Source organism: Sphaerisporangium perillae, from assembly GCF_023276435.1.
In the GTDB taxonomy this organism is placed as follows: Bacteria; Actinomycetota; Actinomycetes; order Streptosporangiales; family Streptosporangiaceae; genus Sphaerisporangium; species Sphaerisporangium perillae.
This window is the reverse complement of the sequence record NZ_JALLPO010000035.1, coordinates 1-24125: the sequence shown is the minus strand read 5'-3', so window position 1 is coordinate 24125 and position 24125 is coordinate 1. Positions and strand designations below refer to the sequence as shown.

Here is a 24125-nt window from a genome sequence, read left to right as displayed (position 1 = left end):
GTGCGCTCTACCTTTCCAGGACCAGGGCGAGACCCTGCCCGACGCCGATGCACAGTGCCGCCAGGCCGGTGCCGGAGCCGGCGGCGGCGAGCTGGTGGGCGACCGCCCCGGCCAGGCGCGCTCCGGAGGCGCCGAGGGGGTGGCCGATGGCGATGGCGCCACCGCGAGGGTTGACGATCTCCGGGTCGAGGCCGGGCCACTCGGCGAGGCAGCCGAGGGACTGCGCGGCGAACGCCTCGTTCAGCTCGAAGACGGTCAGCTCGTCCAGGCCCTTGCCCGCGCGGGCGAGTGCCCGCCGTACGGCCTCGACGGGGCCGAGCCCGTAGTACTGCGGCTCTATGGCGGTGACGGCCGAGGCCCGGATCCGGGCGAGCGGCTCGCGGCCGACGGCCCGCAGCCCCTCCTCGTCGCACAGCAGCAGCGCGGCCGCGCCGTCGTTGAGCGGCGAGGAGTTCCCGGCGGTCACGGTGCCGCCGTCGGGACGGAAGGCGGGCTTGAGCCTGGCCAGGGACTCCATCGAGGTGTCGTCGCGGATGGCCTCGTCACGGGCGAGCTCGGCGCCCTCCACGGGGACGATCTCGCCGCCGTAGGAGCCCTCCTTCCACGCGCGGGCCGCCTTCTGGTGGCTGGCCAGGGCGAACGCGTCCTGCTGCTCGCGGGTGATCCCGTACTTGTCGGCGATGAGCTCCGCGCCCTCGCCGAGCGGGACGGTCCACTCGGCCGGCATGCGCGGGTTGACCATGCGCCAGCCGAGGGTGGTGGAGTACAGCTCCTGGTGGCCGGCGGGGAAGGCGCGTTCGGGCTTGGGCATCACCCAGGGCGCCCGCGACATGGACTCGACGCCGCCCGCCACGGCGATGGAGGCGTCACCGGCGGCGACCGCGCGCGCGGCCTGGATGACGGCCTCCATGCCCGAGCCGCACAGGCGGTTCACGGTCGTGCCGGGGACGGTGACCGGGAGCCCCGCGAGCAGGACGGCCATGCGCGCGACGTCGCGGTTCTCCTCTCCGGCGCCGTTGGCGTTGCCGAAGAAGACGTCGTCGACGCGCGACGGGTCCAGGCCGGGACTGCGGTCGGCGAGCGCGCGTACGACGTGGGCGGCCAGGTCGTCCGGCCGGACGCGGGACAGCGCGCCGCCGTACTTGCCGAACGGGGTACGGACGGCGTCGACGATGTACACCTCGGTCATGCGTGGATCCCCTCAGGCGGCTGGGTCATTGCGCGGCGCTCCTCGGGCTCGTGCGGCTGGGTCATGGCGGACGGCTCAGGCGGCCTTGAGCGCGTCGCCGCCGCGGATCGGCTCCGCCACCGCGTGGGGGAGCGCATGGATGTCGGCCATGTCCCTCGTCTTCGCACCGGCAGGGCCACGGCCCGTCGACGCATTGGCTGGGTATTCTGCTAATCTGTTCGCGTGGCGAACTTTTGTTCATTATAGTGCCATAAAGTCTGGTACCTGGACTCGGGACCTGTCAACGACCCGGACGGTACGGCTCGGGCCAGGCTCCGCCCACCATGGAGAGCGCATGACCGACGCGATCACCGCGCCGCCGGAAGAGGCGGTGGGTCCGCTGGTGCGAGGGCTGGCCGTCGTGCGCGCGCTCGCCGTGGCGCGCGGGCGGCGTGGCGTCAGCGACCTGGTGCGGGACACCGGGCTCGCGCGATCGACCGTCGACCGGGTCCTGCACACGCTGGCCGTCCTGGGCCACCTCCGGCAGGAAGGCCGGGACGCCGTGCTCACCCCCGCCCTGATGGAGCTGGGGAACGCCTACCTGGCCGCGTCCCGGCTGCCCGCCCTGCTCGGTCCGCTCGCCGACCGGCTCGCCGGCGAGCTGGACGAGTCGGTCTCCCTGGCGGTCCCCGACCGGGACGGCACGCGCTTCGTCCATCAGGTGACCCGCAGGCGGGCGATGTCGGTCGCCTTCCACGTCGGCGATCTGATCCCCGCCGAGAGCGGGGCCCCCGGGGCGCTGTTCGCGGCCGGCTGGACGGAGGACGACCGGCGGCGGTGGCGGCTGCGCCGGTCGGCCGATCCCGGCGACGCCGCGTTCCCCGTCCTGCCGGGGGGCGTCGAGCGGGCCGCGGCCTCCTTCGAGCAGCGGATCGCCGCCGCCGGGCGGGACGGTTGGTCGCTGGACGACCAGCTGATCGAGCCGGGGCTGGTCGCCATCGCGATGCCGGTGCGCGACGGCGCCGGGCACGACGTGTGCGCCGTGAGCGTGGTCAGCCACACCAGCAGGCACAGCGCCGCCTCCCTGCGCGACGCCGTCCTGCCACGGCTGCGCGAGACGGTCACGGCGATGGAGGCCGCCCTGTCCACCGCCGGCCCGTACTCCGGCCCGGTGGGGACCACGTCCCCGGCCGTCTCCTCCTCCGGGGCGGCGGGCGGCGCGTCGTTCGGCGTGCCCTCCTCCGGGGCGGTGGCGGCCGTGCCCGCCGGGTCGCCGGCGCATGCCGAGAAGCGCGGGGGCGGTCCGGAGTTCGTGGAGTCCTTCGCGCGCGGGCTGCGCGTCCTGACCGCTTTCGGGGAGGCAGGCCCGCAGGCGCCGCTCACGGCGCTCGCCGAGGCCGCGGGGCTGGCCCGGGCGACGACCCGCCGTGCCCTGATCACCCTGGAGCACCTCGGCTACGTGGCGGGGGAGGGCAGGCTGTTCCGGCTGACGCCGAGGGTCCTGGACCTGGGCTTCGCCTGCCTGTCCAGGCTCACGCTGCCCCAGATCGCCCAGCCGCACCTGGCCTGGCTGGCCGGGCAGGTCCACGACTCCGCGTCGATGGCCGTCCTCGCGGGTGACGACATCCAGTACGTCGCCCGCGTGCCCACCGTGCGCATCATGAGCGTCGACATCACCCCCGGCACGAGGTTCCCGGCGTACGCGACGTCGATGGGGCGCGTCCTGCTGGCGGGCCTGTCCCCGGCCGGCCGCGCCGCCTTCCTCGCGCGGGTGGACGCCCGCCCGCTGACCCGCCGCACCGTGACCTCGGCTAAGCGGCTGGCGGCGATTCTCGACCAGACCGCCCGTGACGGGTACGCCCTGGTCGACCAGGAGCTCGAGGAGGGGCTGCGCTCCGTCGCCGTCCCGGTGCGCGACCGCGCGGGGGCGGTCGTCGCGGCGGTCAACGTCTCCATGCACGCGAGCCGCCGCACCGCCGAGCAGGCCCGCCAGACCGTGGTGCCGCCGCTATGTGAGGCCGCGTCCCGCATCGAGCGCGACCTGCACGTCGCCGGCCGATTCGTCCGGCTCCCGCTCGGCTGAACGCAACGCACCGCTGGACGAGGTCTACCGGGGACGGCCTCGCCGGCGAGACGGTCTGCGGGCCGCCCGCCTGAACGCACATAGCGAACGCTAGATAAGGCGATAGAATGGGCCCATGATCTCCACCCCTGCCGCGCACTCCGACGAGGAGTTGGACTGGCGTGAGTCGCCGGCGCTGGCCCTGTCCCCGATTCTGACCGCCGCCTTGGACGCGTTCTACGAGCAGGGTTACCACGGAACCTCGGTTCGCGACATCGCCGGTCGAGTCGGGGTCACCGTACCCGCGTTGTACTACCACCACCAGAACAAGGAGGCGATCCTCTTCTCCTTGCTCGACTCGTCGATCGACCGCCTGTGGCGGATGTGCCGCGCGGCCCAGGCCGAGTCCGGCGATCCGGCCGTGCGGTTCGCCAACCTGATCGAGTGCGTGGTCCGTTTCATGGCGAAGAGCGACAAGATCGCGTCGCTGGACGCCGAGATCCGGTCGTTGTCGCCGGAGCTGCGCCAGAGGTACACGGCCAGGCGTGACGAGATCGAGGTCATGCTGCTGGACGCGGTGCGGGGCGGGGTGGCGGCAGGAGTCTTCGACGTGGCGCTGCCCAAGGACACCGTGCGCGCCCTGTTCGGCATGGTCCAGGCGATCCCGACCTGGTACCGCGCCGACGGCCGGCTGACGGTCGACGAGATCGCCCACCGGTATCTGGACATCGCGGGGCACACGGTCGGCGCCGTCCCCGAGTTGCTCGAACGGTGGCGCAGCATGGGCGAGAAGCCCGCCTGACGCCCGAGCGAACCCGACTCGGCCAGCCGCACGCGGACACGGTGCCCGCGCGGACGCCGAGCCCGCAGGCCGTGAGGGCTGAATTTCCGACATATCCCACCAAACGCCCTAGACTGAGCGATCGCTAACTAATAAGTTGGAGGCTGACGCATGGACCCGCCCTGGAGGCGGGATGAGGGGAGCCGCCGAGCGAGCGGTGTCCACGACGATCCTTTGACTGGAGCGCGGATGAGCAGACCACTGGCAGGACTCCGGGTCGTCGAGCTGGCCGGGATCGGTCCCGGGCCGCACGCGGGCATGGTCCTCGCCGACCTGGGTGCGGAAATCGTCCGCGTGGTGCGCCCGAGCGCCCCACCGGCGGAGTACCAGCACACCTCGCACGTGCTGCGCGGCCGCACCACCGTGCTCGCCGATCTGAAGGACGCGGCCGGCCTCGCCTCGGTGCTCGACCTGGTCGACCGCGCGGACGTCCTGCTGGAGGGATACCGCCCAGGGGTGACCGAACGGCTCGGCCTCGGGCCCGAGACATGCCTGGAGCGCAACCCGCGGCTGGTGTACGCCCGGATGACCGGGTGGGGGCAGTCCGGCCCGCTCGCGCGGAGCGCCGGACACGACATCAACTACATCTCCCTCACCGGCGCCCTGCACGCGGTCGGCCCGGCGGACCATCCGGTGCCGCCGCTCAACCTGGCCGGTGACTACGGCGGCGGCTCGATGTTCCTGGTGACCGGGATCCTCGCCGCGCTGTGGGAGCGGGAGCGCTCCGGGGCGGGGCAGGTCGTCGACGCGGCCATGGTCGACGGCGTGAGCGCCCTGGTCCAGCCCATCCTGGAACTGCGGGCCATGGGGCAGTGGGACGATCGGCGGGCCGGCAACCTCCTCGACGGCGCGGCGCCGTTCTACCGGACCTACGAGTGCGCCGACGGCCGCTTCGTCGCGGTCGGGGCCCTTGAGCCACAGTTCTACGCCCTGCTGCTCAAGGGACTGGGGCTGTCCGCCGAGTCGCTTCCGGACCAGAACGACCGGACGCGGTGGGGCACGCTGGCCGACACCTTCGCCGCGGTGTTCCGGACCCGGCCGAGGGACGACTGGGCCCGGCTCTTCGCCGGCACCGACGCCTGCGTCACCCCGGTGCTCACCTTCGCCGAGGCGCCGGCCCATCCGCACATCGCCGCCCGGGGCTCGCTCGCCGCGGCCGGCGACGACGTGGTGGCCGCGCCGGCGCCGCGGTTCTCCCGCTCCGCGGACGCGGAAGCGACCGCGACCAGCGGAGAGGTCCAGGACATCCGCGCGGCGATCGACGCCTGGACCTGAGCGGAGCAGGCCCGTTGGCGGGTATGTCCTCCCCGACGCGACGACGGCTCCTTCCTCCAGCGCGTCGTCACGGTGCTGGGCGCCTTCCGCCCCGAGGACGACCGCATGAACCAGGTCGCCCCCGCGGCGGTGCACACCGCCGCCCTGGCGCTCTCTCGCGCCCTCGGCAACCGCCGTCCCCCCGTGCGGTGAGCATACGGGCACTGCCCGGGCTCGACTCTGGCCGATCTCCGACCAACGTCGCCAAATGATCGCAATGCCGGTTAAAACGTGGAGAACGCCCGGCCCTTCCATCCGGTTCGAGGGTATTCATCGAGATGAGAGGGGAATTGATCATGCCTCCCGGTGGGGCAGGTCGCTAACGAGGAGGAACTATGCGAAAAGAGGGACAGCTCAGTCCCGAAATGCAGAAATGCATTGACGCGTGCATGGAAAGCCACAGTCTCTGTGAGCAGACCATGACGTACTGCCTGCAGCAGGGCGGCCAGCACGTCGACCGGACGATGATGGGCGCGCTCATGGACTGTTCCGACATCACCCGCCTGTGCGCGGACATGATGATGCGCCAGTCGCCGATGGCCATGGAGATGGCCAAGATGTGCGCCCAGGTGACCGCCAAGTGCGCCGAGGCATGCATGTCCATGAGCAGCGACCCGATGATGAAGCGCTGCGGTGAGGCGTGCAAGGCGTGCTCCGAGGCGTGCCGCGTCATGGCGGCCATGCCGGCCTGAGATCCGCCGCGCGAGATCTCGGGCGCGCTCCTGCGGCTGGGCCGTCGAGGCCCTGGGCGCGCCGGAGATCGACCGGCCCTCATGAGGCGAAGCCCAGGCTCCCGATCCATAGGAGACCTGGGCTTCGTGCGTTCGATCTCTCTCCCCCGTGTACACGCGGCCTGCCCGGCGACGCGGAAGGGAGGAACTTACGCTAGCGTAGGTTACGGTTTCGTAGCCCACGTGGGGAGAAGTTACTGTGCGAGAGTTCACCGACACCGAACTGCTGGTCGAGCTTGAGCCCGTGGTGGCCGGGGAGCTCGACCGGCATCTCACGGTGGCCAAGGAGTGGTTTCCGCACGAGTATGTCCCATGGTCACAGGGACGCGACTACAACGGCGTGTTCGGCGGCGACGCCTGGGCCGAGACCGACTCCTCGATCCCCGAGGAGGCGCGGGTCTCCCTCATCGTCAACCTGCTCACCGAGGACAACCTCCCGAGCTACCACCACGAGATCGCCACGACCTTCGGCCGCGACGCCGCCTGGGGCACCTGGGTGCACCGGTGGACCGCCGAAGAGGGCCGGCACGGCACCGCCATCCGCGACTACCTGACGGTCACGCGCGCGGTCGACCCGGTCGCCCTCGAGCGGGCCCGCATGCTGCACATGGGGGAGGGGTTCACCAACTCCTACGAAGGCGTGCTCCACTCGCTGGCCTACGTCTCCTTCCAGGAGCTCGCCACCCGCGTCTCCCACCGAAACACCGGCAAGGTCTCGCAGGATCCGGACTGCGAGCGCCTGCTCGCCAGGATCGCCGCCGACGAGAACCTGCACATGCTCTTCTACCGCAACCTGCTCAACGCGGCCTTCCAGCTCAGCCCGGGCCAGACCATGCGCGCCGTCACCGACGTGGTGACCACCTTCCAGATGCCCGGCGCCGGCATCGAAGGCTTCACCCGCAAGGCCATGACCATCGCCAACGCCGGAATCTACGACCTTCGCCTGCACCTCGACGACGTCCTCATGCCCGTCCTGCGCCAGTGGGCCGTCTTCGACCGCGCCGACCTCGACGGCGAGGGAGACAAGGCGCGCGTAGAGCTGTCGGAGTTCCTCACCCGCCTGGAGGTCTCCGCCTCCCGCTTCGTCGAACGCCGCGAAGCCCGCCGCACCCGCCAGGCCGCCTTGTAGGAAAGCCCCTGCTCGCATCCGAGCAGTTCGGAAATAGAGCCTCGTCGAGGCAGGGAGGGCGCCGTGGATGTCCTCCCGGCCTCGACGGCCAGGCGTCGGGGGGCGGTCAGTCGGTGCCGGATTCCATCGCGGCGTGGTCGAGCAGCTCGTCGTCTTCGCCGGGGACCTGTCCGCTGGAGGCGATCGCCTCGGCTCCGCCCTCGGGCATCGCGCCGATCAGCTCGGTCGAGGCCGTCTGCGCGGCGTAGAGCAACGCCGGGGGTTGGCTGCCGACCATGCCGAGCCTGGCGTACTGCTCAAGCTTGGCGCGGGAGTCGGCGATGTCGAGGTTGCGCATGGTGAGCTGGCCGATGCGGTCGACCGGCCCGAAGGCGGAGTCCTCGGTCCGTTCCATGGAGAGCTTGTCGGGGTGGTAGCTGAACGCCGGTCCGGAAGTGTCCAGGATGGAGTAGTCGTCACCGCGCCGCAGGCGCAGGGTCACTTCGCCGGTGACCGCCGTACTCACCCAGCGCTGCAGCGACTCGCGCAGCATCAGTGACTGCGGGTCCAGCCAGCGGCCTTCGTAGAGCAGCCTGCCCAGGCGCCGTCCCTGGTCGTGGTAGGCGGCGAGGGTGTCCTCGTTGTGGATCGCGTTGACGAGCCGCTCGTACGCCGCGTGCAGCAACGCCATTCCCGGCGCCTCGTAGATGCCCCGGCTCTTGGCCTCGATGATCCGGTTCTCGATCTGGTCGGACATGCCGAGGCCGTGCCGGCCGCCGATGGCGTTGGCCTCCAGCACCAGGTCGACGGCGGAGGCGAACTCCTTGCCGTTGATCGTCACGGGTCGTCCGCGCTCGAACCCGATCGTGACGTCCTCGGCGGCTATCTCAGCGGCCGGGTCCCAGAACCGCACGCCCATGATCGGCTCGACGATCTCGATGCCCGCGTCGAGGTGCTCGAGCGCCTTGGCCTCGTGGGTCGCGCCCCAGATGTTCGCGTCGGTGGAGTAGGCCTTCTCCGTGCTGTCCCGGTAGGGCAGGTCGTGGGCGAGCAGCCACTCGGACATCTCCTTGCGACCGCCGAGCTCGCTGACGAAGTCGGCGTCCAGCCACGGCTTGTAGATCCGCAGGGAGGGGTTGGCGAGCAGGCCGTAGCGGTAGAACCGCTCGATGTCGTTGCCCTTGAAGGTGGAGCCGTCGCCCCAGATCTGCACGTCGTCCTCGAGCATCGCGCGTACGAGCAGGGTGCCCGTGACGGCCCGCCCGAGCGGGGTGGTGTTGAAGTAGGCGCGGCCACCGGAGCGGATGTGGAACGCCCCGCAGGCCAGGGCGGTGAGCCCTTCCTCCACGAGGGCGGCCCGGCAGTCGACCAGCCGGGCGACCTCCGCGCCGTACGCGGTGGCGCGCCCGGGCACCGAGGCGATGTCGGGCTCGTCGTATTGGCCGATGTCGGCGGTATAGGTGCACGGCACGGCACCCTTTTCCCGCATCCACGCGACCGCTACCGAAGTGTCGAGGCCGCCGGAGAAGGCGATGCCGACACGTTCACCGACTGGAAGGGAGGTGAGCACCTTGGACATGAGCACAACTATATACACATCAGTGCATGACCATGCACGCCTGGCCGCAGTGTGAGCGATTCGCGCTGGGGTCAAGTCAGGCCGCGTGGTCGGTGTGATCCCGGATGTATCGCGCAAATGCCTCTCTCGCCAACTGGGATTACGCAGTGTGGCCGGGCTGCTGGTGCTTCCCTGCCGTCTCCAGCGTCAGTGGTCCGTACAACTAGGTGCTGGTTCCCAGCAGGCGGAGCGCGAATTGGGCGTACTGTCTCGCGGTCTGTTCGGGGGTGGTGGGGCCGTCGAGGCGGAACCATGAGGGCAGGCCGGTGCACATCGTGGCGATGGCCTTGCCCGCGTTGCGGGTGTCGGCGCCGATCTTGAGCAGGCCCTGGGCGATGGCGGCGTCGATCACTCCGTCCAGCAGGTGCTGGACGTGGTCGCGCATCGCGGCGATGCGCCGGCGGTTGGCGGGCTCGAGGCTGCGCATCTCGCTGGCGCCGATGAACGCCAGGTCGTTGCGGCGGGTGTGGAAGAGCGCCATCGCCTCGACCACGAGCGCGATCCGTTCGAGCGGGTCCCTTCCCTCGTCGCGCGCGCTCTCCACCCGCCAGATCAGGTCCGTCATAGTGAGGTCGAGGATCTTCGACAGCAGGTCCTGCTTGCTGAGGTAGTGGTGGTAGACCCCCGGGACGCTCATGCTCGACTGCCGTGCGATGTCGCGCATGCTCGCTCCGTGGTAGCCGGTGGCGACGAAGGCGCGGATGGCGCCGGCCAGCACGCTGTCGATGGGCAGCGGTCCGAACTCGCGCCAGTTGCCGGTACCGCCACCGGTGACCAGAGAACTCGCCGGCCCTTTCACGCCGGCACTCGGTCCCGCCTCGGCGGGGTTCGATCCTGCCTGGGGGACGGTCTCCCAGGGGTCCGGGGAGCGGGCGGGATCTTCGACGAAGGTGGTCGCGGGTACGCCGAGAGCCGCGGCGATCTGGTGGAGGCGCTGGACCGACATCCCGGTCCGGCCGTTCTCGATGGCGCTGACCGTCGCGGGGCTGACGGCGAGCCGTCTGGCGAGCTCGCGCAGGGAGACGCCGAGCGTGAGCCGGTGCCGCCGTACGGCCTGCCCGGCGCTCGGGCCCTGCCCGCCGGTCGCCCCGGGCTCTGCGCTCGGTCCGTGTTCGCCGGCCGCCCCGGGCTCTGCGCTCGGTCCGGGTTCGGCGGTCGGCTTGTGCTCGACAGTCGGTTTCCGTCCGGTGGGCGCCACCGGGTCTACGGTCGGCCTCTGGTCTGCCGGAGTGTTCACCTGTTCAGAATATCTGAACAGTCGCAGGCGAATCCGATCGCGGGTGAAAACTACGTGAATGCCGCTGGACAGCACGTATGGTGCAGTGTGAGGCTTGCTTTTGTGGTCGATTGGCGAGCGATCGATCTGTTCGTCTGTTCAGGAGGGCTCTTACGTGACCGAAGTCCCCATGATGGAGGAACCGCTCCGCGCCTCGACCGGGAAGATCCTGCGGCGCGAGCTGCGGGGGGAGGCGCGATGAGCATCGACGACCTGGTACGGCCGGACCGGCTGGGAGCGGTCGTCGCCGAGGCGACGGGCGACGAGCGGTGGCGCTCGCTCGCGGCCGCGCTCATCGCCGGCGGCAAGTCGAACCTGACCTTCCAGCTGACCAGCGAGGCCGGCGCGCTGATCCTGCGCCGGCCCCCGTCGGGCGATCTGCTGCCGAGCGCGCACGACATGGGCCGCGAGGCGCGGATCCAGCGGGCCCTGGCCGGCACGCCGGTGCCGGTGGCCCGCGTGGTCCTGCACGAGCCCATGGGCGACCTGCTGGGCGTGCCCTTCTACGTGATGGAGAAGGTCGCCGGTCACATCATCCGCGACCGGCTGCCCGAGGGGTACGCCGAGACCGATCGGGAGAAGGTCGCGCTGGTGGACGCGCTGGTCGACGTGCTCGCCGATCTGCACTCGGTGGACCCGGAGGCGGTCGGCCTGGGCGACTACGGGCGTCCGGCCGGTTTCCTGGAGCGGCAGATCCGGCGGTGGACCGGCCAGTGGGAGAGGTCCAAGACCCGTGAGGTGAAGGCGGTCGACGCGCTCGGCCGCCTGCTGGCGCGGCGGATGCCGGCCGGTGGGCGTTCCTCGATCGTGCACGGTGACTACCGGCTGGACAACTGCCTGATGGACCTCGGCGACCCGTCGAGGGTGAGTGCCGTGCTCGACTGGGAGCTGTCGGCGCTGGGCGATCCGCTGACCGACCTCGGGCTGCTGCTGTTCTACTGGCGCGAGGCGGGGGAGAAGCCGCAGCCGTTGATACCGGCGGTGTCGCGCACTCCGGGGTTCCCGGGGCGGGCGCACCTGGTGGAACGCTACGCCGCGCGGATGGACGTCCCGCTCGGTGACGTCGCGTTCTACGAGGCGTTCGCCCATTTCAAATATGCCGTGATCGCCCAGGGCATCGCCGCGCGGGTGGCGGCCGGGGCGATGGCCGGGCAGGACTTCGGCGACCTCGGTGGCGAGGTGCGAAGGATCGCGGAGAGCGGCCTGGCCAGGCTCGGACAGGAAGGCTGAGGACATGGATTTCGCGCTGTCGCCGAAGGCGGAGGAAGCCTGCGCCCGGATGTGGGACTTCATGCGGGAGGAGGTGTTCCCCGCGGAGAAGGAGTACGAGCGCTGGCGGGCGGAGAACCACCCGCACGCCCACCCGCCGGTGCTCGAGAGGCTGAAGGACTCGGCGAAGAAGCGCGGGCTGTGGAACCTGTTCCTGCCCGCGGTCTCGGGGCTGTCGAACCTGGAGTACGCGGCGGTCGCCGAGATCTCGGGATGGTCGCCGGTGATCGCGCCCGAGGCGATCAACTGCCAGGCTCCCGACACCGGCAACATGGAGACGCTGCACCTGTTCGCGACCGAGGAGCAGAAGAAGCGGTGGCTGGAGCCGCTGCTGGACGGGGAGATCCGCTCGGCGTTCGCGATGACCGAGCCGGACGTGGCGTCCTCCGACGCCACCAACATCACGACGAGCATCGTCCGCGACGGCGGCGAGTACGTGATCAACGGCAGGAAGTGGTGGACCAGCGGCGCGGCGGACGAGCGCTGCCAGGTGTTCATCGTGATGGGCAAGACCGACCCGGAGGCGGACACCCACCGCCGGCAGTCCATGATCCTGGTGCCGAGGGACACCCCGGGCCTGGAGATCGTGCGGGACCTGCCGATCTTCGGCTACCACGACCAGCACGGCCACGCCGAGATCGTGTTGCGCGACGTGCGGGTCCCGGCGGAGAACCTGCTGTCGGGAGAGGGCGACGGGTTCATGATCGCCCAGGCGCGTCTCGGGCCTGGGCGGATCCACCACGCCATGCGGGCGATCGGCATGGCCGAGCGCGCGCTGGCCCTGATGGTGGACCGGGCGAAGTCCCGGGTGGCGTTCGGCTCGCACCTGTCGGGGCACGGCGTGGTCCAGGAACTGATCGCGCAGTCGCGCATCGACATCGACCAGGCCCGGCTGTACGTGTACAAGACCGCCTGGCTGATCGACAAGTACGGCGCGAAGGGCGCGCGCACCGAGGTCGCGGCGATCAAGGTTGCCGCGCCCGCGATGGCGACCAAGGTGATCGACCGGGCCATCGAGGTCTTCGGCGGCATGGGCGTGAGCGACGACACTCCGCTCGCCTACTTCTACGCCTGGGCCCGCGTCCTGCGTATCGTCGACGGGCCCGACGCGGTGCACCGCCGCTCGATCGCCCGCGAGGAGCTCAGACGCGAACGCCCCTACGTCGGCTGACACCCTGGACCCCGGTCGATCCTCGTCCGCCGCGCCGCTCGTCCCGGGCAGAGGATCCGCTGCTTCAGGCAGGTGCCGGCGGTGTCCCCCGGTGGTAATAGGTGAAAGTTTAACTATGTCATGCGCCGCTCACGCGGGCGTTCCTGGGGCGAGAGGCATCCGATATCCCCACCTTTCCTGATGCGGCCGACAGCGTACCCGGGGAGTAAAGTCGCGACTTGAGGTGAATCGCACTGTTTAGGCTATGCCGTTGATGAATCTCCGTTTTGGTGAAGTGTGGACCGCCGATCCGAGGCCGCCTTCCGGCCGGCGGGCGCCGGCCGGGGCGCGTCACGCCGTGGGGCGTCGCCGGATTCCGCAGGCCCGGGCCGTGGAACGGGCCTGCGGGCGGCTCAGGGCCTGGTGGACCGGTCGAGATTGTGCGCGCGGCACCCCTGCTGCCGAACGAAATTCTGTCATGACAGATGGATCTGACGATCAGTTAAGGTCCAAGATCATGGTCATGGTCGGTCTTTTATATGAGTATGGGACGATAAGTTCGCATTCATAATCTGGGGGCGGCGTGCGGGTTCTTCTGATTGAGGACGACGAACGCATGGCAAAAGCTCTCGGTTCCTTATTGAGGAGCCATAGCTACGACGTGGTCCACGCCGCATCGGGAGCGGCGGCCCGCGAGACGTTCGGGTACGACCTGATGCTCCTCGATCTGGGTCTGCCAGACGAGGACGGACTGGAGGTGTGCCGCTCGATCCGCGAGTTCAGCGACGTGCCGATCATCATGCTCTCGGCCCGCGCCAGCGAGCACGACCGCGTGCTCGGCCTGCGCACCGGCGCCGACGACTACCTTGTGAAGCCGTTCAGCATGGCCGAGCTCGAGGCCAGGATGCAGGCGGTGATGCGAAGACCGAGGACCGGAATGGTCGGCGCGGTGCAGGTCGGCGACGTCGCGGTGGACCACGTCAACCACACCGTCCTTCGCGGAGGCACCCCGATCGCCCTCACCAGAAAGGAGTTCACCCTGCTCTCCCGCCTGATGGCCAACCCGGGGGAGGTCGTCAGCCGCGACCACCTGCTGCTGGAGATCTGGAACGACACCGGCCAGGCCGCGCGGCGGACCCTCGACGTGCACATCACCAACCTCCGCGCCAAGCTCGGCCGCCCCAGCCTGATCCAGACCATCCGCGGCGTCGGCTATCGCATCGTCGTGCCCTCGGACATGGAGTCCACGCGCCACATCGGATGATTCGGGATTGGGCGGGCCATGCGGAGACGTCTGGTGGTGATCTTTCTCTCGTTCATCGTGCTCACGCTGCTGTGCCTGGCCATCCCGGCGGCGATGGTGACGGCCCAGTCGATAACCCAGACCATGGTCCTGGACAGGCAGAGCGACACCGAACGCTTCGCGCACCTCGCCCAGCCCACCTCCGCCACCCACCCGATGACCGACATCGCCGCCGAGCTGGACCGCTACCAGACGCTGTACGGGGTGCGAGCGGTGCTGGTGACGCGCGAGAACCGGATCGCGGCCGACACCCGGCCCGGCACCGGCATCGGCGTCGCGGAGAAGGACGACATCGAGACGGCACTGTCGGGAGAACGCGCCAGCTCACCGTCGCTCATCTGGCCGTGGGACACCTCGGCTCTGGTCGTCGCCGTGCCCATCGTCGTGGAGGGCGAGGTCGTCGGCGCGGCCGTGACGCTCTCGCCCACCGACCGTGCCCGCATGAGCACGCTGACGTGGTGGCTGATCCTGGTCCTGGGCGGATTGGTCATTCTCGGACTCGCGCGCCTCGTCGTGGAGCCCATGGCGCGCTGGATCCTGCGCCCGGTCCGGCAGCTCGACCAGGCCGCCAACGCCATCGCCGCCGGGGAGCTGACCAGGCGCACCGACGCCTCCACCGGGCCGGAGGAGCTGCGCAACCTCGCCACCTCGTTCAACACCATGGCCAAGATGATCGAGGAGCTCATCGACAAGCAGCGCGCCTTCATCTCCTACACCAGCCACCAGCTGCGCACCCCCCTGGCGGTGCTGCGCCTCCAGCTCGAGAGCCTCTGCGAGGAGTACTCCTCCGGCGCGACCCGGCTCACCGAGACCCTGGAGGAGGTCGACCGGCTGACCGGCATCTGCGACGGGCTGCTCGCCCTGGGCCGGGCCGAGTCCGACACGGTCACTACATGCGTGGAGGACGTGGGCGCGATCGCCACCGAGCGGATCCTCGCGTGGGAGTCGCTCGCCGCGCGCCACTGCGTACGGCTGCGCCGTACCGGGGGCGCCTCGGCATCCGCCGTGTCGAGCGGCGGCATGCTCATCCACGTACTGGACGCGCTCATCGACAACGCGATCAAGTTCTGCGGGCCGGGCACCACCGTGACCGTCCAGGTGGAGGTCCTGGACTCGGAGGACCCGGAGGACCCGGGGTGTGTGGACATCCGGGTCCTCGACGACGGCGAGGGCATGTCACCGGAGGCGGCCGCACGCGCCACCGATCCCTTCTGGCGAGGACCGGGCAGCGAGAGCAAACCCGGCTCCGGTCTCGGCCTCGCCATCTGCGCGACGCTCGTCACCCGGATGGGCGGCCGGTTCGAACTGCGCGTGGCGGAGCCGTCCGGCGTCGACGCCCGCGTCCGCCTGCCGCTGCCGAGCGCCACCTCATCTTGAGATCCGAGGAGGAGCCATGCGGCTCACCCCACCCTTGACCCGGCGGGCCGCTCTCGCGCTCCCGCTCGCGATGGCCCTGAACGCCTGCTCCGCGGGCCGCCCCCCGCTGCGGCGGCTGGTGATCGCGACCGGCGGCAAGGGGGGCGTGTACTACGAGCTCGGCCGCGCGCTCGCCGGCCACCTGCACCGCCAGTGGGGCTCCGACACCGAGGTCCGCGCCACCGCCGCGTCGGTGGAGAACCTCAAGCTGGTCGCCGACGGCATGGCCGACGTCGCCTTCGCCAGCCTGGACTCGGTCGCCCTCGCGGTGGCCGGCCTGCCGCCGTTCACCCGGCCCCTGCCGCTCTCCGCGCTCGCCCAGATCTACGACGACTACGTGCAGATCGTCAGCCTCCGCGGCACCTCCGTGGACCACCTGGACGACCTGTCCGGCCACCACGTCGGCGTCGGGGCCCCCGGCTCCGGCACGGAACTGGTCGCCAACCGGGTGCTGGGCATGGCCCGCTTCTCGGGGCTCCAGCGGCTGCACCTGAGCGTCGCCGATTCGGTGCAGGCGCTGGTGAGCGGCCGGATCCAGGCGTTCTTCTTCTCCGGCGGGCTGCCGACTCCGGCCATCGCCGGCCTGTCCGCCGCGAAACCCATCCACGTGATCCCGCTCGGCGAGTACGTGGAGATCCTGCAGCGGCGCTACCAGGACGTGTACGTCCGCAAGACGATCCCCGCGATGACCTACAACCTGTCCCAGGGCAGCGTGCCGACCGTCGGCATCCACAACCTGCTGGTCGTGAACGACCGGATGGACCCGGGGGAGGCGTACTGGCTGACCCGCGTGCTGTTCGAGGCCCGCGGCGAGTTCGCCGCGGCCCACGCCGAGGCCCAGCACCTGCACGAGCGCACGGCCATCTTCACCGCCCCCGCCCCGCTGCACCCCGGCGCGATCCGCTACTACCGTGAGGTCAAGTCGGTGTCCTCGACGACGCTGTGAGGGACTGTGCTCGGAAGGCTCAGTCCTTGGCGGCCACGAACACCGTGTCGTCGCCGATGGTGGCGACCGGGACGGAGTAGGCGAACCTGTAGCCCGCCTTCTCGGCCCAGTCACGGATCTCCGCCACCGCGTACTCCGAGCCGCCCTCGCGGACCAGGCGCACGTTGAGGCTGGTGAGCAGGGGATGCGGATCGCGCCGATCCTCGTCGATCATCTGGTCGTAGACCACGAGGAAGCCGCCTGGCCGGGTCGCGCGGAAGGCCTTCTCGATGACCATCTGCCGCACCTCCACCGGCCAGTCGTGCAGCACGTGCCCGATGACCACGACGTCGGTCTCCGGCAGCTCGTCGGCGAAGAAGTCGCCGGGGTGGAAGGTCACCCTGTCCGCCACGCCGAGCCGCGCCACGTGCTCGTCGAAGTGGGGTTCCAGCGCCGGCAGGTCGAAGACGCCGCCCAGCAGGTGGGGATGGCGGCCCACGATCTGCGCCGCGACGTTGCCGCGCGCGCCGCCGACGTCGACGAAGGAGCGGTGCCGACCCCAGTCCACGCACCGCGCGACCTCGCGTCCGCAGAAGCCGTTGTGCGCGTCCATGTGGCCGAGGAATTCGCGGGTGGCCTCGGGGTTGCCGTAGAGCCGCTTCATCGCCTCCTTGTCGGCGAGCCCGGCCGACCGCGGCCGGCCGTCGCGCAGCGCCTCGGTGAGCGCACCCCACATCGTGTAGTGGTGGCGCGCGCTCTTGGCGACCGTGCCGCCGATGTAGTCGGGGGTTCCGGGCACCAGGAGCTTTGCCGTGCTCAGCGCGTTCGCGTAGCCGCCGTCGTCGTCGCGGAGCAGCAGGCCGAGCCCGACGAGGGCGTCGAGGAAGTCGGCCGCCATGCGGGGATGGAGCCCGAGCCGCTCGCGGATCTGCGGCAGCGTCGCCGGGCCCTCGGCCAGCATCTCGAACAGGCCCAGCTCCACGGCGCTGTGCAGGGTCCTGGCCGCGGTGTAGGCGGTGTTCAGCCGCACGATGGCGGTGGCCGCCGCGACGTCGCTGACGTGCGGGGCGGACGGAATCGTCGTCATCTGATGCCTCTCTACGGTGTTCGCGGTGTCAGGGCGTGGGGGTGAAGGTCACGGGCAGCTCTTCCAGGCCGCGCACGACCTTGTTCGGCTGCCAGCGCGGTTCGCGGGCCAGGGCCAGTCCGGGAAGGCGGCGCAGCAAGGTGGCGAGCACGATGCGCGTCTCCATCCGGGCCAGCGGGGCGCCGAGACAGCGGTGGATGCCGTGCGAGAAACCGAGGTGGGGGTTGGGGCTGCGCGAGATGTCGAAACGGTCGGGATCGGCGAAGACCCTCGGGTCCCTGTTGGCCGACTGGAAGGAGGTGATGAGCAGGTCTCCGCGCGGGATGCGCACACCGTCCACGACGAGGTCCTCGTCGGCCACCCAGGTGACGCCGCTGACGACCGGCTCGCACCGCAACGTCTCCTCCACCGCGCCGGGCAGCAGATCGGGCCGTCGCCGCAGCAGCTCCTGCTGGCCGGGGTCGGCCAGCAGGGCGTGCACGGCGCTCGCGATGAACCAGATGGTGGTGGCGAAGCCGTTCACGAGCAGGGTCAGCAGCATCCGCACGAGCTCGTCCTCGCTGAGCCGGTCCTCGTCGTCGCGGGCGGCGATCAGCGCGCTGGTCATGTCAGGGCCCGGCCTGGCGCGCTTGGCGGCCACGAGGTCGACGAGGTACTCCCACGACAGCTTGAACGACTCGTCGCGTCCCTCGGCCGACTCCCCGTGCAGGAACCCGGCGGTGCGCCGCCGCACCTCGTCGTGCTCGCCGGCGGGCACGCCGAGCATCTCGGCGGTCACGATGACGGGCAACGGGCCGGTGAGCTCGGCGATGAGGTCGGCCTCGCCGCGCCCGGCGAAGCCGTCCACGAGGTCGTCGGCGATCCGCTGGACGCGGGAGCGCATGCCTTCGATCCTGCCGGTGGAGAAGCCCTGCTGGACCAGCCTGCGCAGGCGGGTGTGGTCGGGCGGCGCGCTGTTGAGCGAGGGGGGCTCGCCCTCCTCCACCGGCTTGACCACCCGTCCGTTCGTGACCAGCGAGCGGACCGCGGCGTACCGCAGGACCAGCCAGGTGGAGACGTCGAGGAAGGGGTGGGGGATCGGCACGACCCCGTCGGTCTCGCGCAGCCGCGCCAGCACGGGGTAGGGGTCGGCCTGGAATCCGGGCGCGTAGGGAACGGCGGCCGTGAGGGCGTTTCCGTCCATGTCTTGCTCCGATAGTGAGGTGAGGCGTCAGATCCCCGATTAAGACGACGCGCCCTCGAGGGGGAGACGAGAACGGGCGGAGAGCTCTCGCGAGGACGGGCGGAGAGCTCTCGTGTGGACTGGTGGACAGGTCCTTGCGCGGACGGCCGCAGAGCTCCCGCGAGGACGGGCGGGCAGCCCGCTCGACCGCTGTTCGACCGGCACTCGATGCCGCGCCGGGAGCATTTCGCACGGCCTGTTCACGGATCCGAGAAGGGCGATCAGCATGCGCCTGCTTTTCACCACGTTCGCCGAGCGTCCGCACTTCTACCCGATGGTCCCCCTCGCCTGGGCCTGCATGGCCGCCGGACACGAGGTCAGGATGGCCAGCACCCCCTCACTGGTCGAGACGATCACGCAGTCGGGGCTGCCGGCCGTCGCGGTCGGCCACGACCTCGACCTGGCGGCCATGCTCGCGCGCGGCGACTTCGCGCCGAAACGGGACGTCAAGGCGGAGACCCCCGAAGAGCAGCAGCGGGCGGCGTGGTCGGGCATGCTCGAGAACCTCGCCAACATGCAGTTCGCGATGTGCGAGGCCATGGTCGACGACCTGGTGGCGTACGGCCGGGCCTGGCGGCCCGACGTCATCGTGCACGACCCGGTCACCTTCGCGGGGCCGGTGACCGGGCAGGTCCTTGGAGTCCCCACCGTCGCGCACATGTTCGGCTCGCCCGGGCTGCTCCGCATCGAGATGAAGGACCTCGGGAGCGAACCGCTCCCCGGCTTCCTGAAGCTGTTCGAGCGGTTCGGCGTGGAGCCGCGGCACCACCCGACCGCGTGGATCGACCCCTGCCCCCCGATCCTGCGGCTGGAGGAGGGCCTGGCGATCCGGCCCGCGCCCGCCTCGCTCAACCGCTACCAGGAGCGCTACGTGCCCTACAACGGGCCCGGCGCGTCTCCGGACTGGCTGTTCGAACCCCCGGGACGGCCCCGCGTCTGCGTCACCTGGGGCACCACGCAGGAGCGAATCCTCGGCGAGAGCGTGACCGAGTTGGTCCGCCGCGTGGTGGGCGCCGTCGCCGGGTTCGACGTCGAGGTGATCTTCGCCGGCTCGGCCGAGCTGCGGCGAGACCTCGGCGAGCTGCCGGGCAACGTGCGCCTGGTCGACTGGGTGCCGCTGCACATGCTGCTGCCGACCTGCGCGGCCATCGTCCACCAGGGCGGCGCCGGGACGACGCTCACCTCGGCCGTGTGCGGGGTTCCCCAGCTCGGCATCACCGAGGTGCCCGAGCCGCGCATCAGCATCGAGCAGCTCGCCGCCACCGGCGCCGGGCACCACCTGTTCCCCGCGGACGCCACGGCCGAGCGCGTGCGCGAAATCGTGGCGGGCCTGCTCGAAGACCCCTCGTACGGCGAGGCGGCGCGGCGCGTCCAGGCCGACATCCAGCGGCAGCCGGCGCCCGCCGGGCTCGTGCCGGTGCTGGAGAAGCTGGCCGGCACGGAAGCGCGATGAAGGCACTGGTGCTCGCCGGCGGCCGAGGCACCCGGCTCCGGCCGATCACCAACACCTCGGCCAAGCAGCTCGTGCCGATCGCCAACAAGCCGGTGCTGTTCTACGGTTTGGAGGCCCTGCGGGAGGCGGGCGTCCGGGAGGCCGGCGTCATCGTCGGGGACACCGCCGCCGAGGTGCGGGCGGCGGTGGGCGACGGGTCGCGTTTCGGGCTGCGCGTCACCTACATCCCGCAGGAGGCGCCGCTCGGCCTCGCGCACTGCGTGCTGATCGCCCGCGACTTCCTCGGCGACGACGACTTCGTCGTGTACCTGGGGGACAACTTCATCGTCAACGGCATCGCCGGCTTCGTCGAGACCTTCCGCGTCTCCCGGCCGGACGTGGACATCCTGCTCACCAAGGTGCCCGATCCGAGTAACTTCGGCGTCGCCGAACTGGACACGGCCGGGCGGGTGGTCGGCGTCGCGGAGAAGCCGGCGCACCCGGTGAGCGACCTGGCGATCGTCGGGGTGTACCTGTGCACGCCGCGTATGCACGAGGCGGTCCGGGCCATAGAGCCCAGCGCCCGCGGCGAACTGGAGATCACCGACGCGCTCCGGTGGCTGATCGACCGGGGCGCCGATGTCCGGTCGCACGTCATCTCCGGCTACTGGAAGGACACTGGGCGGGTCGAGGACATGCTCGAATGCAACCGGATGGTGCTGGAGACGGTCGCGCACCGCGTCAGCGGGCGCGTCTGCGCCGGCACCCGGGTGAGCGGGCGGGTGGTGGTGGAGGAGGGGGCGGAAGTGAGCGGGTCCCACCTGGTCGGCCCGCTCGTGATCGGCGCCGGTACGCGGGTGCGTGACAGCTACGTCGGCCCGTTCACCTCCATCGGCGCGAACTGCGAGCTGTCCCACACCGAGATCGAGTACTCCATCGTCATGGAACGCTCGGTCATCCGGGGCGTCCGCCGCATCCAGGACTCGCTGGTCGGCAAGGACGTCACCGTGGCGCTCGCCGAGTGCGCGCCCAAGGCGCACCGGCTCGTCCTCGGGGACCACAGCCTGGTGCGCCTGGACCGCTGAACGCGCCCTGGGCGCCGAGCGTCAGGTGCCAGGCTCGTGGACGGGGCGCCGGCCGAGCAGGGGCTCCCACCACGCCCGGTTGTCGCGGTACCAGCGGATGGTCTCGCGCACCCCGGGCTCGAACGGCACCTGCGGCTTCCAGCCGAGCTCGCTCCGGATCTTGCCGGAGTCGAGCAGGTAGCGCCGGTCGTGCCCGGGCCGGTCGGGGACGATCGTCTTCAGGTCCGCGGGCAGGCCGAGCTCGTCGAGCACCAGGTCGGCGAGGCATTCGACGCTCACCTCGTCCCCGGTGCCCACGTGGTAGGCCTCGCCGTCGCAGCCCTGGTGCACGATGTCGTCGATCGCCCGGCAGTGGTCCTCGACGTGGATCCACTCCCGCCGGTTGCCGGTCGAGGCGTACAGCGGCAGCGGCTCGCCGAGGAGGGCCTGGGTGACGAACAGGGGCAGGACCTTCTCCGGGAACTGGTACGGGCCGTAGTTGTTGGCGCAGTGCGAGATGGTGACCGGCAGCCGGTAGGTCTCGTGGTAGGCCCGTACGGCGTGGTCGGCGCCCGCCTTGCTCGCGTTGTAGGGCGTGCGCGGCCGGTACGGCGACTCCTCGGTGAAGGCGTCGGGCGAGTCCAGGGCCAGGTCCCCGTACACCTCGCAGGTGGACACGTGGTGGAACCGGCTGACGCCGACGACCCGGCAGGCGTCGAGCAGTGTCTGGGTGCCGAGCACGTTGGTCCGGAAGAACAGCCCCGGATCCAGTACCGCGAGGCTGTTGTGCGACTCCGCGGCGAAGTGCACCACCACGTCGACGCGGTGCTCGCGGAGCAGGCCGGTCACGAGCGAGAGGTCGGCGATGTCGCCCTGGACGAAGACGATCTCCCCGGCCAGGCCGGCGAGGTTGCCCTCGTCGCCGGCGTAGGTGAGGAGATCGAGCGCGACGATCGTGTCGGAGGGGTGCGCGCGCCGCCAGTACCGGGTGAAGTTGGCGCCGATGAAACCCGCCGCGCCGGTCACGAGAAGAGTGCTCATGCCCGGAATGCTGGCCGATGGCACTCGACGCCGGGCAGAGGTCAGGTCGCGGCCGGCCCCGGCGGGCCCGCCGGGCCCGCCGGCGTCGTGGCGGTCAGAAGCTGTGGCGCTCGGAAGGCGTGGCGGTCAGAAGATGAGCGCGCCGCCGCAGGCGGGCACGAAGGCGCCGGTCACGTAGGCGGTGTCGTCCCCGGCGAGCGCGGCGACGGCGCGCGCCACGTCCTCCGGCTCGCCGATCCGCCGCATCGGGATGAGGGCGGCCTGCTTGTCCAGCTTGTCCTGCGGGATCTGGGCGGAGGCCTGCGTACGGGTGATGCCGGCGATCACGGTGTTCACCCGGACGCCGTGCCGGGCCTCGGTCCGCGCCAGCACCTTGGCGGCCAGCTCCATCGCCGCCTTGGCCGCCCCGTGGGTGATCGACAGCGGCCACGGGTCACGGGCGATGAGCGCGGAGACGAAGACCACCGACCCGCCGCCGCGCTCGGCCATCCCCGGTACGAAGGCCTGCACGGGGAGCATGGCCGCGCGCAGCTGCCCGCCGACGACGTCGACCAGCGCCTCGACGTCCACCTCGAGCGGCAGCGCCCGTACCTTCTCGTCGAAGCCGTGCGCGTTGAGCACCAGGACATCCACCGGGCCGAGCCCGGCGCCGACCCGTTCGGCCATCTCGCGCACGGCGCCGGCGTCGGTGACGTCCGCCTGGACGGCGAGGGCACGCCCGCCCGCGGCCGTGATCTCCTTGACCACCTGCTCGGCGCCGTCGGCGGAGTTCCGGTAATTGACGGCCACGGCGGCGCCGCGCGCCGCCAGCTCCCGCGCGATCGCCGCGCCGATTCCCCTGCTCGCCCCGGTGACCAGGGCGACCTTCCCATCCATTGATGACATGGTCGGCACGCTAACGACGCCTCCTGCAGGACGGCTCGAGGTCGGCTCGAAAGCCGGCCGCTACCGTCGCGGCATGCGGGTGGTGCGGATGGGAGTGCTCGGCGCGTCGCGCGTCGCGCCGGAGGCGCTGTTCGGCCCGGCCCGGGCCGTTCCCGAGGTGGAGGTGGTCGCGGTCGCGGCCCGCGATCCCGAACGGGCCCGCCGCTACGCGGCCCGCCATGGGGTTCCCGGCGTCCGGCCCGGCTACCAGGCGCTGCTGGAGGACGCGGGCGTGGACGCCGTCTACATCGCGCTGCCGAACGCCGCGCATGCCGAGTGGACGCTGCGCGCGCTGGAGGCGGGCAAGCACGTGCTGTGCGAGAAGCCACTGGCCGCGAACGCCCGGCAGGCCGAGGAGGTGGCCGCCGCGGCCCGCCGGACCGGCCTGGTCGTCATGGAGGGGATGCACTACCGCCATCACCCGCTCGCCGAGCGGATGCGCGTCCTCGCGCGGGAGGCGCTCGGGCCGATCATCCACGTGGAGACCGCCAACTGCTGGCCCGTCCCGCGCTTCGACGGTGTCCTGTACGACTACGGGCTCGGCGGTGGCGCCACCATGATCGCCGGATGTTACGCGATCGACTGCCTGCGCCTGGTCGGCCCAGGCGAGCCGGTGGTGACCGGAGCCCGGGCGCTGCTGCGCGGCCCCGGCGTCGACCGTGCCATGACCGGGGAGTGCGTCTTTCCCGGCGGGGCGACCGGCCGGTTCCGGTGCTCGCTGTGGAGCGCGGCCCGCCCGTCGATATCGGTCCGGGTGACCGGGGAACGCGGCGAGTTGCGGGTGAGCGGCTACCTCATGCCGCAGGTGTTCCACCGCCTGGTCCTGCGCGCCGGCGGCGAGACGCGGCGCGAGCGCGTGCCCGGCGAGCCGACCTACCTCGCCCAGCTCCGGGCGTTCGCCGCAGCCGTCCTCTCGCATGGGCGGGTCCGGACCGGTCCGGAGAACGCGGCGGCGACCCTGCGGCTGATCGACGGCTTCTACCGGCACTCAGGACTGCGCCCGCGCGGGCTCGGCTAGCGATAGAGGCTGTTGCGTGCCTGGTCTGTAAACGATCTCGCTGCGTGCGTGTGCACAGCAAGTCGCTGAGATACTTCGGCCATGGATACGAGTGCGAGGGCGGACGGGATACGGCCAGGTCAGGCGACGTCCAGGACCGGGCCTAGCCATCCCATG

At 71.1% G+C, this 24125-nt stretch carries 20 protein-coding genes; 13 read left to right on the top strand and 7 right to left on the bottom strand.

Features of this window, described 5'->3' with window-relative positions; translation table 11 throughout:
• Window positions 1-7: 7 nt before the first annotated feature.
• A complete protein-coding gene (locus MYF83_RS30035; RefSeq protein WP_248964107.1) occupies window positions 8-1189 on the bottom strand; it encodes a thiolase family protein in 1182 nt (393 codons plus the stop codon).
• Between the two features lie 334 nt (window positions 1190-1523).
• On the opposite strand from MYF83_RS30035, the gene MYF83_RS30030 reads away from it, so the two are divergent.
• The 5 genes from MYF83_RS30030 to MYF83_RS30010 all read left to right on the top strand — a co-directional run bounded on the left by MYF83_RS30030 (window position 1524) and on the right by MYF83_RS30010 (window position 7245).
• The gene (locus tag MYF83_RS30030) at window positions 1524-3251 is read left to right on the top strand and encodes an IclR family transcriptional regulator domain-containing protein (RefSeq protein ID WP_248964106.1); all 1728 of its coding nucleotides are present in this window, start codon (window positions 1524-1526) and stop codon (window positions 3249-3251) included.
• Between the two features lie 115 nt (window positions 3252-3366).
• Entirely contained in the window at window positions 3367-4032 is a 666-nt protein-coding gene (locus MYF83_RS30025; protein WP_248964105.1) for a TetR/AcrR family transcriptional regulator, read from the top strand.
• A 228-nt stretch (window positions 4033-4260) separates the two neighbouring features.
• Window positions 4261-5346 (top strand): CaiB/BaiF CoA transferase family protein, encoded by a 1086-nt coding sequence (locus MYF83_RS30020; protein WP_248964104.1) that lies wholly within the window; start codon window positions 4261-4263, stop codon window positions 5344-5346.
• 374 nt (window positions 5347-5720) lie between these two features.
• Window positions 5721-6077 (top strand): four-helix bundle copper-binding protein, encoded by a 357-nt coding sequence (locus MYF83_RS30015; protein ID WP_504974853.1) that lies wholly within the window; start codon window positions 5721-5723, stop codon window positions 6075-6077.
• Between the two features lie 238 nt (window positions 6078-6315).
• Entirely contained in the window at window positions 6316-7245 is a 930-nt protein-coding gene (locus tag MYF83_RS30010; RefSeq protein ID WP_248964102.1) for an acyl-ACP desaturase, read from the top strand.
• 106 nt (window positions 7246-7351) lie between these two features.
• Here MYF83_RS30010 and argG read toward each other — a convergent pair whose 3' ends face one another.
• Window positions 7352-8803, bottom strand: coding sequence for an argininosuccinate synthase (argG, locus tag MYF83_RS30005; RefSeq protein ID WP_248964101.1), 1452 nt, complete (start codon window positions 8801-8803; stop codon window positions 7352-7354).
• A 202-nt stretch (window positions 8804-9005) separates the two neighbouring features.
• Window positions 9006-10040 carry a TetR-type transcription factor C-terminal domain-containing protein gene (locus tag MYF83_RS30000; protein WP_248964100.1) on the bottom strand — a complete coding sequence of 345 codons (1035 nt, stop codon included), beginning with the start codon at window positions 10038-10040 and terminating at the stop codon, window positions 9006-9008.
• Between the two features lie 276 nt (window positions 10041-10316).
• Here MYF83_RS30000 and MYF83_RS29995 point away from each other — a divergent pair, with 276 nt between their 5' ends.
• The 5 genes from MYF83_RS29995 to MYF83_RS29975 all read left to right on the top strand — a co-directional run bounded on the left by MYF83_RS29995 (window position 10317) and on the right by MYF83_RS29975 (window position 16202).
• Window positions 10317-11348, top strand: coding sequence for a phosphotransferase family protein (locus tag MYF83_RS29995; RefSeq protein WP_248964099.1), 1032 nt, complete (start codon window positions 10317-10319; stop codon window positions 11346-11348).
• Between the two features lie 4 nt (window positions 11349-11352).
• Window positions 11353-12558 (top strand): acyl-CoA dehydrogenase family protein, encoded by a 1206-nt coding sequence (locus MYF83_RS29990; RefSeq protein WP_248964098.1) that lies wholly within the window; start codon window positions 11353-11355, stop codon window positions 12556-12558.
• Between the two features lie 562 nt (window positions 12559-13120).
• Entirely contained in the window at window positions 13121-13801 is a 681-nt protein-coding gene (locus MYF83_RS29985) for a response regulator transcription factor (RefSeq protein WP_308201516.1), read from the top strand.
• Between the two features lie 33 nt (window positions 13802-13834).
• Window positions 13835-15217, top strand: a complete 1383-nt coding sequence (locus MYF83_RS43970) for a HAMP domain-containing sensor histidine kinase (RefSeq protein WP_248964096.1) — start codon at window positions 13835-13837, stop codon at window positions 15215-15217.
• A 16-nt stretch (window positions 15218-15233) separates the two neighbouring features.
• Window positions 15234-16202: a TAXI family TRAP transporter solute-binding subunit gene (locus MYF83_RS29975; RefSeq protein WP_248964095.1), complete on the top strand. Its 969-nt coding sequence runs from the start codon at window positions 15234-15236 to the stop codon at window positions 16200-16202.
• A gap of 19 nt (window positions 16203-16221) precedes the next feature.
• Here the strand turns inward: MYF83_RS29975 and MYF83_RS29970 are convergent, their stop codons facing one another.
• Together MYF83_RS29970 and MYF83_RS29965 are read right to left on the bottom strand one after the other, a co-directional pair.
• Entirely contained in the window at window positions 16222-17268 is a 1047-nt protein-coding gene (locus tag MYF83_RS29970; RefSeq protein WP_248964094.1) for a methyltransferase, read from the bottom strand.
• Between the two features lie 28 nt (window positions 17269-17296).
• Window positions 17297-18451, bottom strand: a complete 1155-nt coding sequence (locus tag MYF83_RS29965) for a cytochrome P450 family protein (RefSeq protein WP_248964093.1) — start codon at window positions 18449-18451, stop codon at window positions 17297-17299.
• Between the two features lie 265 nt (window positions 18452-18716).
• Between MYF83_RS29965 and MYF83_RS29960 the strand changes: the two genes are divergently transcribed.
• Both MYF83_RS29960 and MYF83_RS29955 read left to right on the top strand, forming a co-directional pair.
• Window positions 18717-19943: a nucleotide disphospho-sugar-binding domain-containing protein gene (locus MYF83_RS29960; protein ID WP_248964092.1), complete on the top strand. Its 1227-nt coding sequence runs from the start codon at window positions 18717-18719 to the stop codon at window positions 19941-19943.
• A complete protein-coding gene (locus MYF83_RS29955; RefSeq protein WP_248964091.1) occupies window positions 19940-21007 on the top strand; it encodes a glucose-1-phosphate thymidylyltransferase in 1068 nt (355 codons plus the stop codon). The genes MYF83_RS29960 and MYF83_RS29955 overlap by 4 nt, the downstream gene beginning before the upstream one ends.
• Before the next feature lie 21 nt (window positions 21008-21028).
• Here MYF83_RS29955 and rfbB read toward each other — a convergent pair whose 3' ends face one another.
• Both rfbB and MYF83_RS29945 read right to left on the bottom strand, forming a co-directional pair.
• Window positions 21029-22027, bottom strand: a complete 999-nt coding sequence (gene rfbB, locus MYF83_RS29950; RefSeq protein WP_248964090.1) for a dTDP-glucose 4,6-dehydratase — start codon at window positions 22025-22027, stop codon at window positions 21029-21031.
• A 126-nt stretch (window positions 22028-22153) separates the two neighbouring features.
• Entirely contained in the window at window positions 22154-22912 is a 759-nt protein-coding gene (locus tag MYF83_RS29945; protein ID WP_248964089.1) for an SDR family NAD(P)-dependent oxidoreductase, read from the bottom strand.
• Here MYF83_RS29945 and MYF83_RS29940 point away from each other — a divergent pair.
• A complete protein-coding gene (locus MYF83_RS29940) occupies window positions 22911-23969 on the top strand; it encodes a Gfo/Idh/MocA family protein (protein ID WP_248964088.1) in 1059 nt (352 codons plus the stop codon). The genes MYF83_RS29945 and MYF83_RS29940 overlap by 2 nt on opposite strands.
• The last annotated feature ends 156 nt before the right edge of the window (window positions 23970-24125 follow it).